The sequence below is a fragment of the Micromonospora luteifusca genome, from assembly GCF_016907275.1.
Taxonomy (GTDB): Bacteria; Actinomycetota; Actinomycetes; order Mycobacteriales; family Micromonosporaceae; genus Micromonospora; species Micromonospora luteifusca.
Genome location: NZ_JAFBBP010000001.1, coordinates 6,460,999 through 6,477,280, shown reverse-complemented (window position 1 = coordinate 6,477,280; position 16,282 = coordinate 6,460,999). Strand labels below are relative to the sequence as shown.

Below are 16,282 nucleotides of genomic sequence, written 5' to 3'. Positions count from 1 at the left end.
CACATGGCCAACCCGACCCGCTGGGTGACCGACACCGGTCCCGAGCACTCGCAGTGGTATATCGACCGGTTTCGGAAGCTCGCGGCCGAGGGCGCGGACCTGGGCGGCGAGGCCCGACTGGTGGACGCTCTGGTCGCGCCCGGCTCCCGAATTCTCGACGCCGGCAGCGGCACCGGCCGCGTTGGTGCCGCGCTGGCCCAGCGTGGGCACACCGTGGTCGGGGTGGACGCCGATCCCGCGCTGGTGGCTGCCGCCCGCGCCGACTATCCCGGTCCGACGTGGCTGGTCGCCGACCTCGCCGAACTGGACCTACCGGCGCTGGGTGAGGCGGAGCCGTTCGACGCGGCGGTGCTGGCCGGCAACGTCCTCGCCTTCGTCGCCGTCGGCACCGAACCGGAGGTGCTGCGCCGGGTCGCCGCGCACCTGCGGCCCGACGGCGTGCTGGCCGTGGGCTTCGGCACCGAACGTGGTTACCCGCTGACCGCGTTCGACGCCGACGCGGTGGCCGCCGGGTTGCGAGTGGAGCAGCGCTTCGCCACCTGGGACCTGCGCCCGTGGCGCGACGACGCCCCGTTCGCGGTCAGCATCCTGCGCCGCCCGGCCGACTGACGCCGGTCGGGCAGGCGTCACGCTCAGCTGGGGGCGGCAACGGCCCGGGCTGCGGCCGGGTCCAGGGTGGCGCCGGCCGGCACCAGGCTGACCAGGCCGGCCGGCAGTCGCAACGGGCGCACGTCGCGGTAGCCGAGCATCGCGAGGACCTCCCGGTCGGCCAGCACGTACCGCCGGCCCAGGTCGGTGACCACGGAGACCGCGCCGCCGGTCGCGCCGGGCGCCGCGGCGGCCTCGACCACCGCGCCGCGACCCGGCTCGACCACCACATGATCGGCCAGCACCGCGCCGCCGGTCGGCACGGTCCGTGGCGCGGCCGCCAGGTCCCGCAGCGGTACGCCCCAGCGCACCTCCCCCACCCCACCGTCGTCGGCGACCCGGGTGCAGAGCGCGCCCTCGCCGCCGGCCGCGAGCCGGGGTGGGGTGGTCGGTGGGGCGTTCGGGCCGGTCGGAGCGAGGTCGGGCACCGTGGGCAGGGCGGCGAACTGACCCAAGGTCATCGGCAGCGGCTCACCCTGCCCGGTGCGGGCCAGCAACAACCCCGCCTGCAGCTCGGTGATGCCGGCCAACCCGGCGTCGAGGGCCACCGCGTACTGCCGGCCGCCGCCGGAGTTGCTGACCAGATAGACCGTGCCGATCATGGCACCCGGCACCTGGGTGGCGGGCTGACCCAGTCGGGGTAGGTCGAGCGGGGCGAGGTCGGTCCCGGTGGGCAGCGAGTTGAGCAGGGCGGGCGCCACCGGCACCGCCTGTGCCCGGGTGGTGGCGAGCGCCGCCAACACCCTGCTCGGATCGCGGACGAGATAGCGCCGCTGGTGCCAGACCAGATGCAGCCCGCCGTCGGGGTGCCGCAGCAGCAACGCCTCGTCGCCCAGCAGTCGACCACCGTCGGGCTCGGTGCCGATCAGCAGCGCGGAGCGGGGTGCCTCGCCTGCGGGGACCGTTGAGCAGACGGTCCAGGCCGCGGTGGCCAGCCGGCCGGCGGCGGGAAGCGAGTCAGGCGCGTCGGCGATGCCCAGCGGTAGCCCGCGCGGCACGCCGTCGATCGTGCGCCGGGACACCAGCACGGTCTTCGACCGGTCCGCGCCGACGATGAGCAGCGCCGAGGCGTAGTTGAGCACCGGGTGCAGCTTCTGCTCGCGATAGACGAACCGGGCGCCGGACTCCTTCTCCACGATCACCGCGCCCTGATCGCGCCACCCTTTGCCACCACCGGCGAACAGGCCGTAGAGCGCCGAGCCACCGAGCCCGATGGCCGCGACGAGGACGCTGGCCAGACCCGCGCCGGCCAGCCGCCGAAACGGCGACTGTGCGGGGTCGGTCTCCCGCATGACCAGGGCGGCGACCGCCCGCTGGACGCTGAACTGGTAGGAGTGCAGCTGGTCCTGCCGCGACGGCATGAGGTCCCTCCCGACGGATCGGCCGGCCACAGGATATGCGTTGCGTCGATGTCCCGTAGACCCTGCGTGGCCGGCACGGGGCAACCGGTACCATCCGGGGACGAATCCGACTGCGAGAGGGCCACCCGTGGGCGCGCGTTTCGAGGAACTGGCCTGGCGGGAGACCCCGATCGGCGCGATCAGCCTGCGCCGACGCCGGGACCCGGCACTCCAGGTCGAGGTGTACGAGGTCAAGCTCGACGACGAGTACCTGATGTCCAGCCTCTTCCCGGTCGCGGAGATCGAGCTGGCCCGGCTCGGTCTCGCCGAGGTGCCCGGTGACTCGCTCGACGTGGTGGTCGGCGGTCTCGGGCTGGGATACACCGCCTGCGCGGCACTGGGCGACCCCCGGGTGCGTTCACTGCTGGTGGTGGAGGCCATCGAGGACGTGATCGACTGGCACCGGCAGGGACTGCTGCCGTTCGCGGCGGGCCTCGCGGAGGACCCGCGGACCCGGTTCGTGCAGGCCGACTTCTTCGCGGCGGTGGCCGGTGACGTCGGCTTCGACGTCGAGGTGCCCGGGCGGCGGTTCGACGCGGTGCTGCTCGACGTCGACCATTCCCCACGCAACGTCCTGCACCCCAGCCATGCGGCGTTCTACCCGCCGGCCGGGCTGCGCCGGCTGGCCGCCCTGCTCCGCCCGGAGGGGGTCTTCGCGCTCTGGTCGGACGACCCGCCGGACGCCGAGTTCACCGCGGCGCTCACCGAGGTGTTCGCGAGCGTGCGGGCGCACGTCGTGCCGTTCGCCAACCCGCTGACCGGCGGCGAGTCCGCCAACACCGTCTACGTGGCGCGCGCCGGCGGCTGACCTCGCCCTTGATCGACTCGGGAGTCAGGACGTCGGGGCATCCCCGCGCCCGGACAGCCCGGCAGCAGGGAACCCGAGTCGATCAATCGGCATGGTGTCGGCCGGACGGGGAAGGTGTACCCGGGCCGGCCGCACCAGGCGCGGCCGGTTACGGGAGGTCGACATGCGTGCGCTGCTCTGGGTCGTCGGCGTGGTCGCCGGCGTGCTGATCCTGCTCGGGTTGATTCTCGAGGCGGTCCGCTGGCTGATCATCATCGGTCTGATCGCGCTGGTGATCGTGATCATCCTGGGTGTGGTCAAGGGGCGGCAGGCGATGCAGCACCAGAGCCGCCGACGATGACCGCCGGCCCGGTCAGAACCAGTCCGGGCGCATGTCGAGGCTCGTCCGGTCCCGGCTCTCCAGCAGGTCGAACTGCGGACCGGTACGTGGCAACTCGACCAGGAAGAAGTAACGGGCGGCCTGGCGCTTGCCGGCGTGGAACGCGTCGCCGACCCCCTCCGGCAGCAGGGCCAACACCTGCTCCAGCCACATCCACGCGATCACCACGTGCCCGACGGCCTCCAGGTATGCGCTGGCGTTGGCCAGCGCGAGCACCGGGTCACCGCCGGCCCACAGTCGACGGGTGACCTCCGTTACCCGGGCCACCGCGTCGGCCAGCCGGTCCGCCAGACCGGCCGCCTCTCCCCCGGCCTGCCGGGCCCGCTCGACGGTGTCCCCGATCGTCGCGGTCAGCAGGGCAAGGCCAGCGCCGCCCTGCATGGTCATCTTGCGCCCCAGCAGATCCAGAGCCTGGATTCCGTGGGTGCCCTCGTGGATCGGGTTGAGCCGGTTGTCCCGGTAGTGCTGCTCCACGTCGTGATCGCGGGTGTAGCCGGCACCCCCGAGCACCTGGATCGCCAGGTCGTTGGCGGTGAGGCACCACTGCGACGGCCAGCTCTTGGTGATCGGGGTGAGCACGTCCAGCAGCAGGTGCGCGCGCTCGCGGTCCGCCTCGGCCGGGGCGGTCCTCTGCTCGTCGAGCAGCCGCGCGCAGTAGAGCACCAGCGCCAGCGCCCCCTCCACGTAGCTCTTCTGTGCCAGCAGCATCCGTCGTACGTCGGGGTGGTCGATGATCGGCACCTGCGCGGCCGCCGGGTCCTTCGCACCGACCGGCCGGCCCTGCGGCCGTTCCCTGGCGTACGCCAGGCTCTTGAGGTAGCCGGTGTAACCGAGTGCGGTGGCGCCCGCCCCGACCCCGATCCGGGCCTCGTTCATCATGTGGAACATCTGCGCCAGACCCTGATGCGGCTCACCGACCAGGTGGCCGACCGCACCGGCGCGGCCGTCCGGGGTGTGCCCGCCGTCGCCGAAGCTGAGCAGGGTGTTGGTGGTGCCCCGGAAACCCATCTTGTGGTTGAGCCCGGCCAACACCACGTCGTTGCGGTCGCCGAGCGACCCGTCCGCGCCGACCAGCACCTTGGGCACGATGAACAACGAGATGCCCTTCACCCCGAGCGGCGCACCGGGGATCCGTGCCAGTACGAGGTGGACGATGTTCTCGGCCAGTTCGTGGTCGCCACCGGAGATCCACATCTTGGTGCCGAAGAGCCGGTACGTGCCGTCCGCCTGGGGCTCAGCGCGGGTGGTGATGTCGGCCAGCGAGCTGCCGGCGTGCGGCTCGGACAGGCACATGGTGCCGAAGAACCGGCCGTCCAGCATGGGCCGGACATAGGTGTCCACCTGCTCGGCGCTGCCGTGCGCCAGCAGCAGGTTGGCGTTGCCCAGGGTGAGGAACGGGTACGCAGAGGTGGCCACGTTGGCCGCCTGGAACCAGGTGAAGCAGGCCGCCGCGACGGCGTGCGGCAGTTGCAGGCCGCCGACTGAGGCGTCCAGCCCAGCGGTGAGCAGGCCCGTCTCGGCGAAGCTGTCCAGCGCGGCGCGGACCTGCGGGATCAGCCGCACCCGCTGCCCGTCGAAGGTGGGCTCGGCGAGGTCGGCGGCGCGGTTGTGTGGGGCGAACTGCTCGGTGGCCACCCGTTCGGCGAGGTCCAGGGCGTCGTCGAAGGTCTCCCGGGAGTGCTCGGCGTAGCGGGGACGCTCGACGAGTTCAGACACCCGCAGCCAGTCGTGCAGCAGGAAGTCGAGGTCGCGGCGGGAGAGCAGGGTGGACGGCACGGCACTCCTCAGCGGGCACGGGGGTGGTCGGGCCAGGACGACGGCCCAGGGTCGCCACGGCCCATCCTGGCGGATCGACACGGCGGGCACCACCGGCGTGGGGCGCTTTGGACGAGCGGAACTTGTCACACCCGCCGGCTAACGTCGCTGCCCGTGAGCGCACCCGGAGACGTTCCACCCGAGATCCTCGACCGGTTGCGGCCGATCTGCCTCGGGCTGCCGGAGACCTACGAGGAGGCCGCCTGGGTGGGCACCCGCTGGCGGATCCGCAAGCGGACCATCGCCCACGTTTACACCGTCGACCCCGATCGCCAGCCGGTGCACGCACGGGCCGCCGCACTCGACCAGCCCGCCTGCCTGCTGACCTTCCGGTCGCCACTCGACGAGATCGCCGGCATCCTCGCCACGGGGCACCCCTTCTACAAACCGGATTGGGGCCCGAACGTGATGGGCATGATCCTGGACGGGGACACCGACTGGGAGGAGGCTGGCGAGCTGCTCACCGAGAGCTACTGCGTGCTTGCCCCGAAGCGGCTCGCCGCCCTGGTCGGCCCTCCACCCCCGCCCATCGGTTGAGCGCTGGCCCCGCATCCTCGATATTCTGCCGTGCATGCACAGAAGCCGCGTGTACGCGTTGCTGATCGACACTCCCGAGGCGGAGGCCGCCCGGGCGGCGGAGTTCTGGTCGGCGGCGCTCGGCGTCAGCACCCGGCCCGTTCCGGCTGAACCGCAGTTCATCGGCCTGCATGAGGCGCTGCCGGGGCTGGTCACCGCGGTTCAGGCGGTCGACGACGCACCGCGCTTCCACCTGGACATCGAAACCGACGACGTGCCAGCCGAGACCGCGCGTCTGCTGGCCCTGGGCGCCACCGAGGTGTCGCAGTGGCTCGAATGCCGGATCCTGCGGGCACCCGGTGGTCACCTGCTCTGCGTGCTACCGGTGGAGAGTCCACCGGAGGTGTTCGCCGCCGAGGCCCGCACCTGGTCGTGACCCGCCGACCTGTCGCAGGTCGGCGTTAGGCTCCGGCCATGGCTGATTACGTGTTGGTGGCGGGGGCATGGCTCGGGTCGTGGGCATGGGCCGACGTGGTGTCGCCACTTCGGGCTGCCGGCCACGGCACTCACCCACTGACCCTCTCCGGCCTCGCCGACAAACGGGGCGTGCCGGCTGGGCAGCAGACCCACGTGCAGGACATTGTCGACGAGATCGAGCGCCGGGACCTGCGCGACGTGGTGCTGGTCGGGCACAGCTATTCGGGCATCCCGGTGGGTCAGGCCGCCGAGCGGATCGGCGACCGCTTGACCAGGGTGGTATTCGTCGACTCGGAGGTGCCGGTCGACGGCGAGTCGTTCGCGTCGGGTTGGTGGCAGGGTCAGGCGGCGTTCGAGGCGCTGATTACCGACGACGGTTACTGGCCGCCGCTCGGTGCGGCCGAGTTCGACGGTCAGGGGCTCACCGAGGAGCAGGTGACACGGCTCGTCGAGGGCTCCACTGGGCATCCGGCTGCCACGCTGACCGAGCCGGCCGTGTTGACCGGCGCACTGGGTGACCTCCCGGCGACGTACATCAAGTGCCTGCTCGACGGGCCTGAGCCCAACGACACCGTGGCCAAGCTGCTGACCAGCGACCGCTGGCGGCTGGTCACGATGGCGACCGGCCACTGGCCGATGTTCTCTCAGCCCACCGAGCTGGCCCGGTTGCTCTTGGCCGAAGCCGCCTGAGCGTTGCCGGGTGGGCGTCGGTGCCCCCGGTTCGACAGCGCGCCCGGTTCGACGGGGCATCGGATGCCATCCGGGCCGAGCGTGGCAGTCGGTTCGGCTCGGTGACTGCCTGCTCCGCTCGGTTGCCGACTGGATCGGTCCTGAGCGACATACCTCGGTGGCATATTCATGACTTTGAGGTATGTCGCTCATTCAGGTGAGCGCCCGCGCGGGTCAGGAGACCGGTTCGTCGAGGGTCCTGATGTGGCGCACCGGCGACATGAGCAACCAGAACACGGCGAGCACGCCGCCCAGGCCGGCGACGACCAGGGTGGGCCGCAGCCCGATGGTGGTGCCCAACGCACCACCGACCAGCGCGCCAAGCGGTCGGATGCCGTAGTTGACGGCGCTGTAGGCGCCTGCCCGGCGTCCTCGCGCGTCGTCAGGTGTCACGGCGGTGAGGAGGGCGTTCAGGTTCACGTCCATCAGCATCACCCCCACGCTGGAGACCAGCTCGATGGCCGCCAGCATGGCCACCTTCGTCCATGTGGGTCCGGACACCAGCGCGGTCAGCGCCAGCGGCGCGGGAAAGAGCACCACGCCGATCATGGCGGTACGGCCCAGCCCGATGGCGCGCGAGATCCGTGGGGCGAGCGCCGCGCCGGCGAGCCCGCCGAGTGCTCCGAAGCCGAAGGCGACGCCGATCGCGCCGGCCGACAGGTCGAGCTCGCGGCTGGCGTAGAGCACCAGCAGCGCACTGATGATGAAGGTGAAGAAGTTGACCGTGCTGGTGCAGCCGAGCGCGGCCCGCAGCACCGGGTGCCGCAGCACCAGCGCGAGCCCTTCGCGAACGAGGCCGAGAGTGGACGTCCGACGCGGCGGTGGCGGCGGCTCGGTTACCGGGATGCGGCTGAGGAGCAGCGCGGAGCCGAGGAAGGACACCGCGTCGACGACCATCGCGACCGGCGCGCTGAGCGCCTGGACCAGCCCACCGCCGACGGCTGGACCGGCGATGAAGGACAGTGACCGGCTCATGCTGAGCTTGCTGGTCGCGTCCACGTACGCCGATCGCGGCACCAGGGCGACGAAGAACGCCTGACGCGCCATGGCGAACAGCACCGCTCCGACGCCGGTGAGCAGTGCCACCAGGTAGAGCTGGCTGAGGGTGATCGCGTCGAACAGGTAGGCCACCGGCACGCTGAGCAGCACTGCGGCGCGGACCAGGTCCGCGATGATCAGGAGTCGTCGCTTGTGGGTGCGTTGGTCCACCCAGGCACCCAGGAACAGGCCCAGCAGGTTGGGCAGCCAGATCAACGCGGTGAGGACGCTGACCTGCACGGGCGTCGCGGCGAGCAGGGTGACGGCGATCAGCGGCAGGGCCAGTTCGCTGATCCGATCACCGAACTGGGAGATCGTCTCGCTGAGCCAGAAGGTGCGGAACCGCCGGTCGCGGTGCAGGGCCGGCGGGGGCGCGATGGTGCCGGTGGCGGTCACGACGCGGCCGGATCGTCGTCGCCGGGCTCGGGCAGGAGGTAGCGCAGCATCCGGACGAGTTGGGCGCCGGCCGGCGAGGCGTCGTCCTCCTTGCGCCGCACGTAGGGGGCGAGCAACTCCTCGATCGCGGCCTCCAGCTGCCGCAGTTCCTCCGGGGTGGCCACGAATCGGGTGTCGGCCACCCCGGCCAGCCCGCGCCACTCGTCGTCCAGCCGGGGCTCGTCGTGCAGGAGCCACTGCTGTGGCGCCTCGGCGGTCCGGGCGAACATCTCGCCGCGCAGCTGACGCGCCGCGGCCTGCCCCTCGGCGTCGTCGGGCAGCGTGAAGCGAAAGCCCCGGGCGGCTGCCTGCCACCAGCGTTCGCGCTTGCTGGTGGTGCCCTCCGCGTCGGCGACCAGGCCGAACGTCGCGAGGTGCCGCAGGTGCCAACTGACCACCGAGGGCGTGGCGCCGACGTGCGGCGAGAGCCCGGTGGCGGTGGCCGGGCCGTGCCGCTGGAGGCGGTCGAGGATGGCCAGCCGCACCGGGTGGGCCAGCGCCCGCAGCGCCTGCGGCTCGGTGATCTCGAAATCCCCGTACGGATTCTTGAGAGACATGTTTCGAAAGTAGTCTCTCACGTTGGTATGGGCAACCCCGAACCGCGCCGGGCACCGCGACGATCAGGCGATGCCCAGCCGGGCCAACGGCTCGACCAGCTCACGCTCCTCGTAGCTGAGGTGCGACAGCAGGGCGTCGGTCAGCAGGTCCACCGCCGCCCGCAACTCGGCGAGGCCGTCCGGGGATCCGACGTATGCGACCAGGGCCCGGTCGACACCCTCCAGTACGTCGTGGATGACGTGGTGTTCCTGCTCGAGCCGGTCGACGACCGGACCGAGCCGGGGGTCACGCGCCCGCAGCCGGGGGAAGAACGACTGGTCCTCGATCGTGTGGTGGGTGGTGACGATGCGGCAGTACGACTCGCAGTAGACGCCCAGCGTCCACCGGTTCTGCCGCATCGTCATCGTGTTGATGTGGGACCGTGCCGCACCCGCGTCGATCTCGCCGGCCGCCACCTGCTCGATCAGATCGTGAATCTGGGCCAGCTCGCCGCGCAGGCCGTCGTGGATCTGCACCAGGTGCGCACCGGTGGCCTGCTCGTGTGGGGTGTAGGTGCGGTTCGGATCGGGCGCGGGACCGGTGGGTCGGGTCGACTCGTCCCAGACCTGCTGGTCGCTGCGCCGCACGCCATCGTCGGGGGTGGGCACCACAGCGAAGGCACCGCCGGTGACGGTTGCGCGGCTCGGCCGCACCGGGGGCGCGGCCGTCGGCTGCGGTGCCAGCTCCGGCTCCGGCGTACGCTCCGGCTCCGGCGTACGCTCCGGCTCCGCGCTGCGGTCGCGCTCGGCCGTGACCAGCTCGCGCACCGCGGGGGCCACCTCGCCGGCGAACCGGCGCAGGTCGTCAGGGTCGTCGCTGGCGAGGATGAAGGTGCTGACGCCCTCGCCCAGCGCCAGCTCGGCCAGCTCCTGCACCCACTGCTCGGCCGGCCCGTTGAGCTCGCCCCGCCCTCTGGCCGAGAACGTGCCGGCGATGTTGAGGAGCCGACGCACGTCCTGCGGGGCTCGGCCGGCCTGCTGCGCGGCGTCGTCGATGATCGCGTTGCCCTTGGCCAGGTCACCGGGCTGAAGGTAGCCCAGCGAGGGCAGCCAGCCATCGGCCCGGCGACCGGTGAGCTGGAGCATCCGGGGCTTGTACGCGCCCAGCCAGATCGGCACCGCGTGTGCCGGAGCCGGCCCACGCTTGGCACCCAGCACCCGATAGAACTCGCCGTCGACACGTACTCCGCCGCGCGCCTCGGCGTCCCAGAGCTGCCGGATGACCTCGATGGCCTCCTCCAGTGCTCGTACGCCCTGCCCGGGAGTCAACCGTCGGCCGCCCATCGCCTCGATGGCCTCCCAGAACGCTCCCGCGCCGAGGCCGAGGCTGACCCGGCCGCCGCTGAGCAGGTCCAGGCTGGCGACGCTGCGGGCGAGCACCGCCGGCGGGCGTAGGGGCAGGTTCGTCACGTTCGCCGCCACGTGCACGCGGCTGGTCCGGGCCGCGACGAAGCTCAGCAGCGTCCAGGTGTCGAGGAAGGCTGGCTGGTAGGGGTGGTCCTGGAAGGTGACCAGGTCCAGCCCGACCTGCTCGGCGAGGACGGCGACGCCGACGGTGCGGCCCGGATCGCCACCGCTGGGGGTGACGAACGATCCGAAGACCAGGTCATGGCCGTAGTCGCTCATCTGCGAGCCTCCCGTTTCACGCGACGCGTCGGGCGATGCGTCATGACCTAAACCTTATGCCATACAGAACATCTTCTGCCAACAAGGTCTGCGTCACTGCGCTATTGTTGGGGGATGACGGATGCCACCCGACGGCCGGACCGGCCCGATCCGCTCGACGACGACCTGGGCTGGATGCTCGGGATCGTCTTTCGTGGCTACGTCCGGGCGGCCGAGCACGCGCTCACCGACTTCCCCGGTGGCCCTCGCGGCTACCAGGTGCTCACCGCGGCGATCAACGGGCCGGCCCGAAACCAGGGCGCGATCGCCGAGGAGCTCGGCATCGACCGCACCGTCCTCACGTACCTGATCGACGACCTGGAACGGCCCGGGTTCGTCGCCCGCCGGGCGGACCCGGCCGACCGACGCAACCGGTTGGTCGACGTCACCGACGTCGGCCGCGCCTCCTGGGAGCAACGGCGCCTGGCGCTGCGGCGGGTCGAGTCACACCTGTTGGGGGCGCTCGCGCCAGCCGAGTCGGCGACGCTGCGGGCACTGCTCCAGCGGGTCGCCTGCTCGGCCCAGGCCGCGGACCCACTGCGTGACCTCTGCGAGGTGGTGGCACAGGTGCAGCCGGCAACGGCACCGACGGCGCCCGCTGCGAGCCGGACCAGCGCCGCGGCCGTCCGGGGCGGGCGCACCGCCACCCCGCGAGGCCGCAGCCGGCGCAGCAGCACCGACTGACCCCGGGGACGGCCGCAACCACGGGGCAAACGCGACGCGGGCCCGCCCGGCTCCGCCCGACGCCGCGCGTCGAGTGATGCCGGACGGACCCGCTGTACCGCTACCGCGGTGGTCAGCCCACGTGTACGAACACCGGGTTCGAGTAGAACCACAGGTCGTCCCACGGGCTCTCCAGCCCGTCGGCGAGCGGCTCGGCCTCGTCGGTGCTGGTGCCCCGCACCCGCGCGTAGGTGTCGGCCTCGACATTGCGCAGGGTGTGCCGGATGACGTAGTCCTCGCCCTGCCGACGCCAGTCACGCGGGCCGAACCGGGCAACCACCTTGGTGGTGGGGTTGGTGTCGGCGTCCAGGTTGGCGCTCGGGCCGGTGATCTGGCCGACGATCAGGTCGACCCGGCGGACCTCGGGCCGGTCACCGTTGCCGTTCACGCCGCCCAGGGGACGGAACTTGATCTCGATCTCGACATCGGTGCGGCTACGCCGGCTGACGGTGATGGTCTCGCCCACCTCGGCGGTCTTGCCCTGGGACTTGGCGGTCACGTCGAGGTTGCGGATCAGGTCACCGGTGGTGACGAAGATCCGACCGTTGCGCAGGCCGTCCATGATGTCGCCGTAGTCCTGGCGGGCGTGCACGTACGTCTTGCTGTACTCGCCCGGCCAGAAGTCGGAGCCACCGCGGGTCCAGTGCACGTGCGAGTCCGAGGTCGCGGTGATCCACCAGCGCCGGCCCTCGCCGAGCAGCGAATCCCACAACCCGCCGACCCGAGCGGTCATCTGGTCGAACCCGCCGTAGGTGGGGTGGTTGCCGTACCCACCCCGCGCGCCACCGTTGAGCGGACCGGCCTGGTGGCCGGGGGCACCCTCGAAGCCGATGTAGACGTCCGGCGCCGCGTTGTTGCCGTTGCGGAACTCGCGCGGAGTGTCCTGGCCGTAGACGCCGAGGCCGGGCGCCGAGCGGGACGCGTGGTGGGCGATCACCAGCGGCTTGTGCGGCATGCCACGGGCGACCTTGAGGAACTCCACCATCTTGGCCTCGGTGTCCCGGGCCGGATCGGTGGGGAACGCGTCGTACTTGGCGAACCGGCTCTCCAACTCGAAGAGCTGCTTCGCCTCGTCGTCGTGCCGCGGGATCATCAGCGTGTGGTGGTCCAGCGAGGGCGCGTCGAACTCCATGCCCCAGAACTGCAGCACCTCGGGGACCAGCTTGCGCGACCGCAGCAGATCGGGGTAGGCCTGCTCGATGTTCACCTTCGAGTGGGTCGGTCCACCGTGGTCGGTGCACATCGCCCAGGTCAGACCGAAGTTCTTCGCCATGATGGCGTTGGTGACGATCGGGTAGACCGCGTCCGCGCCCTTGTGGAAGACAATCGGCGACTTCGTGGTGTCGAACTCGCCGCTGTACTCGGAGTGGACGTGGTGGTCACCAGCGCGCCACACGCGGTTCTTGGAGTTGCCCCGGTCACCCGTGTCGTCACCCGGCCGGCGGTCCTCGTCGGCCCACGCCGCGCTGGCCCCAACCAGCGGGCTGGCTGCGGCCAGCGTCGCGCCGATGCCCGCGTACTTGACCAGCTTGCGCCGCGACAGCTGCGCGCGCTCGGTCTCTTCGGGTTGCATGTCTCTCACGTGAGAGCCTCTCCTCGATCAAGCGAATGCTCTTTCGATCAAGGAGCCTTGAAGAAGGTGGTGAACACCGGTCGTACGAGGTTCGTGCCCACGATGAACACCCTGCCCCGGCCGGCCGAAAGACCTAGCCGGGGCAGCAGCGCGTGACAACCCCACCGCGCGCGGTGCCCGATCGGGACCGCGCCCGGCCGGGTCAGGGCACCTGCCGGGTGTCGCGGGCCGTCCGGGCGGCCGACGGATCGGCGGGCGCGGTGCGTACCGGCGGGGCGTCGTCGATCACGGGCAGGCCGGCACGGCCGGCGATCGGAAGGATCAGCTCACTGCGGCCCAGGTCGACCCGGACCGTGGCGTCCCGGTCGTTGGTCTCGGTGAACTCCGGGTCGCTCTGACCGAGCATCAGGCCGAGCACGTGCCCGGCAGGCAGCACCGCGTCGTAGGCGTTCAGCGGCACGGTCACGGTGTACCACCGGTCCGGCAGCAGCGGGGTGCGCAAGCGCAGCGAGCGGTGGTGTGCGGCGTCGAGCCAACCCCGGGTCAGCACCGCGTGGTCGGAGACCTCGGTGATCTCCTCGGTGTCCCGGTAGCAGGCATCGTCGGCGTCCGTGGAGGCTCCCCAGCAGGACTCGGTGTCCAGCGTTCGCACCCCTTCCGAGCTGCCGTACTGGACTCGCTCGGCGGTGCCGTAGTCGACCAGCCGGGCGGTCAGCTCGGTGGTGGGCCGATCCACCCGGATCCGCAGCCGCACTGAAGGGCTGCCGGATATCCGCAACGCGGTGGTCAGCGCGCCGGAGAGGAAGACCAACCGGCCGGCGGTCGCCGTGCTCGGCTCGGCAACCAACTCGGCCTCGGTCAGTGACTCGTCGACGTACGCCCGTTCCTGGCCCGGCCGCGCGCCGCGACCACCGAGGGTGCCGGTCACGCCGTCGCCGCCGCCGAGGGCGATCCGGACGTCCCGGGTGCCGGGGGCCGGCCAGTCCCGCTGTGTCGTCCAGACACCCGCAGCGGTCTCCAGGTCGACCCGCGGCTCGTCCATCACCCCGTTGCGCAGACCCTGCAACCAGTAGTCGAACCAACGGTGCAGCGCGGCCACCCATTCGGCGCGCCGCACGTCGAACGGGTCCTCGTGGCCGGCCTGGTAGAGCCAGAGCTTGCGGGGCACGCCCTCGTCGGCCAACTCCTGCCACCAGCCGGCGAACTGGTTGGTCGTGACGTTCAGGTCGTTGAGGCCGTGCGCCACGAACACGCTGGCCCGGACCCGGTCGGCCGAGGGCCGGTAGTCGCGCTGCGCCCAGAACCTGTTGTGGTCGCCGGTCTCCTCGGCGCTGTCCGCGCGGAGCCGGGCCAGCGTGTCCGCGCAGGCGTCGTCGTCGCGGCCATTGACGTACGAGTGCAGGAAGCCGGGATAGTCGGTGGACCGAAGGACACCTTGGTAACGCATGTAGTCGTACCAGCTGGAGATCGCCGAGATCGGCACGATCGTGGCCAACCCCGGCACCCCGGTGGCGGCGACCCCGTTGGCGACCGAGCCATCCCACGACTTGCCGATCATGCCGACCTGTCCGGTGCTCCAGGCAGCGCTCACCGGCCGTCCGTCGGCGGTGAAGGCGCGAGCCCGCCCGTTGAGCCAGTCGATCACCGCCGTGGCGCTGCCCACTTCGGCCGGGCCGCCGACGTCCTCGCAGCCGGTCGAGCGGGCGGTGCCCGCGAGGTCCACGGCGAGGAAGGCGTACCCGCGCGGGACGAAGTAGTTGTCGTAGAAGAGCGGCGCCTTGGCGATCACGCCGGCCGCGTCGTACGTCTTGAGCTCGCTCTCGTTGCCCCGGCCACAGCAGAGGTAGTAGGGCGAGGCGTCCATGATGACCGGCACCCGGACCCCTGCGGCGGCGGCCTCCCGAGGCCGGACCAGGTCCACGGCCACCCGGTCTCGTACGCCGTCGCCGTCGCTGTCGGCGCGGGTCTGGACCCAGACGCTCTCCCTTATCGCGTCGGCGTAGGAGTAGGCCGGGACGGTGTGGTCACCCACGACGTGCGGCGGAACCGGGCGGTGGCGTGCCGCCGACTCGGCCTGGGCTGCCGCGGACCCGGTCCCGGGAGAGGCAGCCACCGGGGCGGCGGGTAGCGCCGCCACCAGCAGGCCGACCAGGACGCTGGCGACCCGCGCGCGGGTGCCGACGGACGACGGAGCAGACGTCATGGGTGTCCTCCCAGGGCGCGACGCGTGGATCACATTCCATCGCATCGATGGCCCTCTTGCCTAGTGCCGATCCCGGCGCCAGCCGGCGGACCCGAACCACGACCTGGTGCGGGCCGATCCCCGTCAGGAGACTGTCTCGGCGATCGCCAGTCGATGGGGGTTTGCCAGCCACAGCAGGTTCACCGCCCGCTACCACGCCAGCTACGGGTGCCGCCGCGCGAAACACTGCACGCCTGAGGCGTGGCGCGTAGTGCACGCCCTGTGACGGGAGGAGACGGACGTGACACGGGCGTTCCTGCGGCCGGACGATGTGCGTGACCTGGTGGCGGAGCAGCTGGGCAGCGCCCGGAGACTTACTGCTCTGGACCGGCTGACCGGCGGCAGCAAGAAGGGTGTCTACCGACTTCGGCTCGACGACCAGACGAGCGTGGTCCTCTACGTGTGGGCAGCCGGCGAGAACTACTGGCCACCGTCGCCGACCGTCCCGGACGACCCGTTCACCGACGCGTCGGGCGCGGAACTGTTCGCCATCAACCATGAGGCCCTCACCGCCGCGGGCGTGCGGATCCCGCGGCTGCTCATGCTCGACCGCGACGGCCGCTATCTCCACTTCGACATCGCGTTGGTCGAGGACGTCGGTGAACTGACGCTCGAAGTGCTGCTGGGCCGCGACCCGGCCGCAGCCGCCACTGTTCTGTCCGCGCTCGGTGACGCCCTGCGCAGCATGCACACCACACTCGGCCCGCACTACGGCAAGCTCGCGACCATCATCCGCGGAGACGCATCCCCGACTCGATGCGCGGAGGACATCATCGCGGACCGGGCGCTCGGTCATCTCGACGCGGTGGCGACCGGCGACGTTCGGCTCGCGGACGCACACGACCGGATCGCCGCCCACGTGCGTCACCTCCGAAGCGCGGTGACCGCACGACAGACGTACGGGCTGATACACGGCGAACTGGGGCCAGACCACGTACTCGTCACGCGCGCCAACGAACCCGCCATGATCGACATCGAGGGTCTGACGTACTTCGACGTCGAGTGGGAGCACGCCTGGCTCCAGATGCGCTTCGGCGACGCGTACCCGGCACTGCGCCCCGTCGACCTCGACCCTCACCGGCTCGAGCTCTACCGGTACGCGCAGGTGTTGTCCCTGATCGAGGGCCCACTGCGTATCGCTGCCACGGACTTCCCCAACCGGCAGTGGATGCTGGACCTCGCCGAACGGAACATCGCCAAAGCGCTCGCCCCGCTCTGACGCCGCACCCCACCCAGCG

15 protein-coding genes are annotated in these 16,282 nt (G+C 71.6%); 8 read left to right on the top strand and 7 right to left on the bottom strand.

Going from position 1 to position 16,282, the window contains the following annotated elements:
* Positions 1 to 3 precede the first annotated feature (3 nt).
* Positions 4 to 609 (top strand): class I SAM-dependent methyltransferase, encoded by a 606-nt coding sequence (locus JOD64_RS29165; protein ID WP_204945197.1) that lies wholly within the window; start codon positions 4 to 6, stop codon positions 607 to 609.
* 23 nt (positions 610 to 632) lie between these two features.
* On the opposite strand, the gene eccB is transcribed toward JOD64_RS29165, so the two are convergent.
* Positions 633 to 2,009 (bottom strand): type VII secretion protein EccB, encoded by a 1,377-nt coding sequence (gene eccB / locus JOD64_RS29160; RefSeq protein ID WP_204945196.1) that lies wholly within the window; start codon positions 2,007 to 2,009, stop codon positions 633 to 635.
* 127 nt (positions 2,010 to 2,136) lie between these two features.
* Here eccB and JOD64_RS29155 point away from each other — a divergent pair, with 127 nt between their 5' ends.
* Both JOD64_RS29155 and JOD64_RS29150 read left to right on the top strand, forming a co-directional pair.
* Complete coding sequence (locus JOD64_RS29155) at positions 2,137 to 2,856, top strand: polyamine aminopropyltransferase (RefSeq protein ID WP_204945195.1); 720 nt, start codon at positions 2,137 to 2,139, stop codon at positions 2,854 to 2,856.
* A 163-nt stretch (positions 2,857 to 3,019) separates the two neighbouring features.
* On the top strand, positions 3,020 to 3,196 hold the full coding sequence (locus JOD64_RS29150) for a hypothetical protein (RefSeq protein WP_204945194.1): 177 nt from the start codon (positions 3,020 to 3,022) through the stop codon (positions 3,194 to 3,196).
* Positions 3,197 to 3,208: 12 nt separating this feature from the next.
* Here the strand turns inward: JOD64_RS29150 and JOD64_RS29145 are convergent, their stop codons facing one another.
* The gene (locus JOD64_RS29145) at positions 3,209 to 5,011 is read right to left on the bottom strand and encodes an acyl-CoA dehydrogenase (RefSeq protein WP_204945193.1); all 1,803 of its coding nucleotides are present in this window, start codon (positions 5,009 to 5,011) and stop codon (positions 3,209 to 3,211) included.
* A 153-nt stretch (positions 5,012 to 5,164) separates the two neighbouring features.
* Here JOD64_RS29145 and JOD64_RS29140 point away from each other — a divergent pair, with 153 nt between their 5' ends.
* Genes JOD64_RS29140 through JOD64_RS29130 form a run of 3 tightly spaced genes read left to right on the top strand, consistent with a single transcriptional unit; the run spans position 5,165 to position 6,733 of the window.
* Positions 5,165 to 5,587, top strand: coding sequence for an MmcQ/YjbR family DNA-binding protein (locus JOD64_RS29140; protein ID WP_204945192.1), 423 nt, complete (start codon positions 5,165 to 5,167; stop codon positions 5,585 to 5,587).
* Between the two features lie 34 nt (positions 5,588 to 5,621).
* Complete coding sequence (locus JOD64_RS29135; protein ID WP_204945191.1) at positions 5,622 to 6,002, top strand: VOC family protein; 381 nt, start codon at positions 5,622 to 5,624, stop codon at positions 6,000 to 6,002.
* Positions 6,003 to 6,040: 38 nt separating this feature from the next.
* Entirely contained in the window at positions 6,041 to 6,733 is a 693-nt protein-coding gene (locus JOD64_RS29130) for an alpha/beta fold hydrolase (protein ID WP_204945190.1), read from the top strand.
* A gap of 213 nt (positions 6,734 to 6,946) precedes the next feature.
* On the opposite strand, the gene JOD64_RS29125 is transcribed toward JOD64_RS29130, so the two are convergent.
* The 3 genes from JOD64_RS29125 to JOD64_RS29115 form a co-directional block, all read right to left on the bottom strand.
* Positions 6,947 to 8,206 (bottom strand): MFS transporter, encoded by a 1,260-nt coding sequence (locus JOD64_RS29125; RefSeq protein WP_307813777.1) that lies wholly within the window; start codon positions 8,204 to 8,206, stop codon positions 6,947 to 6,949.
* Positions 8,203 to 8,802, bottom strand: coding sequence for an ArsR/SmtB family transcription factor (locus JOD64_RS29120; protein ID WP_204945189.1), 600 nt, complete (start codon positions 8,800 to 8,802; stop codon positions 8,203 to 8,205). Before JOD64_RS29120 ends, JOD64_RS29125 begins: the two co-directional genes overlap by 4 nt.
* Positions 8,803 to 8,865: 63 nt before the next feature.
* Positions 8,866 to 10,467 (bottom strand): LLM class flavin-dependent oxidoreductase, encoded by a 1,602-nt coding sequence (locus JOD64_RS29115; RefSeq protein ID WP_204945188.1) that lies wholly within the window; start codon positions 10,465 to 10,467, stop codon positions 8,866 to 8,868.
* 114 nt (positions 10,468 to 10,581) lie between these two features.
* Between JOD64_RS29115 and JOD64_RS29110 the strand changes: the two genes are divergently transcribed.
* Positions 10,582 to 11,190, top strand: coding sequence for a MarR family winged helix-turn-helix transcriptional regulator (locus tag JOD64_RS29110; RefSeq protein WP_204945187.1), 609 nt, complete (start codon positions 10,582 to 10,584; stop codon positions 11,188 to 11,190).
* 112 nt (positions 11,191 to 11,302) lie between these two features.
* Here JOD64_RS29110 and JOD64_RS29105 read toward each other — a convergent pair whose 3' ends face one another.
* Entirely contained in the window at positions 11,303 to 12,802 is a 1,500-nt protein-coding gene (locus JOD64_RS29105; protein ID WP_239559711.1) for a CehA/McbA family metallohydrolase domain-containing protein, read from the bottom strand.
* A 202-nt stretch (positions 12,803 to 13,004) separates the two neighbouring features.
* Positions 13,005 to 15,005: a Xaa-Pro dipeptidyl-peptidase gene (locus JOD64_RS29100; RefSeq protein ID WP_204945185.1), complete on the bottom strand. Its 2,001-nt coding sequence runs from the start codon at positions 15,003 to 15,005 to the stop codon at positions 13,005 to 13,007.
* A gap of 280 nt (positions 15,006 to 15,285) precedes the next feature.
* Between JOD64_RS29100 and JOD64_RS29095 the strand changes: the two genes are divergently transcribed.
* The gene (locus tag JOD64_RS29095; protein WP_204945184.1) at positions 15,286 to 16,263 is read left to right on the top strand and encodes a phosphotransferase family protein; all 978 of its coding nucleotides are present in this window, start codon (positions 15,286 to 15,288) and stop codon (positions 16,261 to 16,263) included.
* The last annotated feature ends 19 nt before the right edge of the window (positions 16,264 to 16,282 follow it).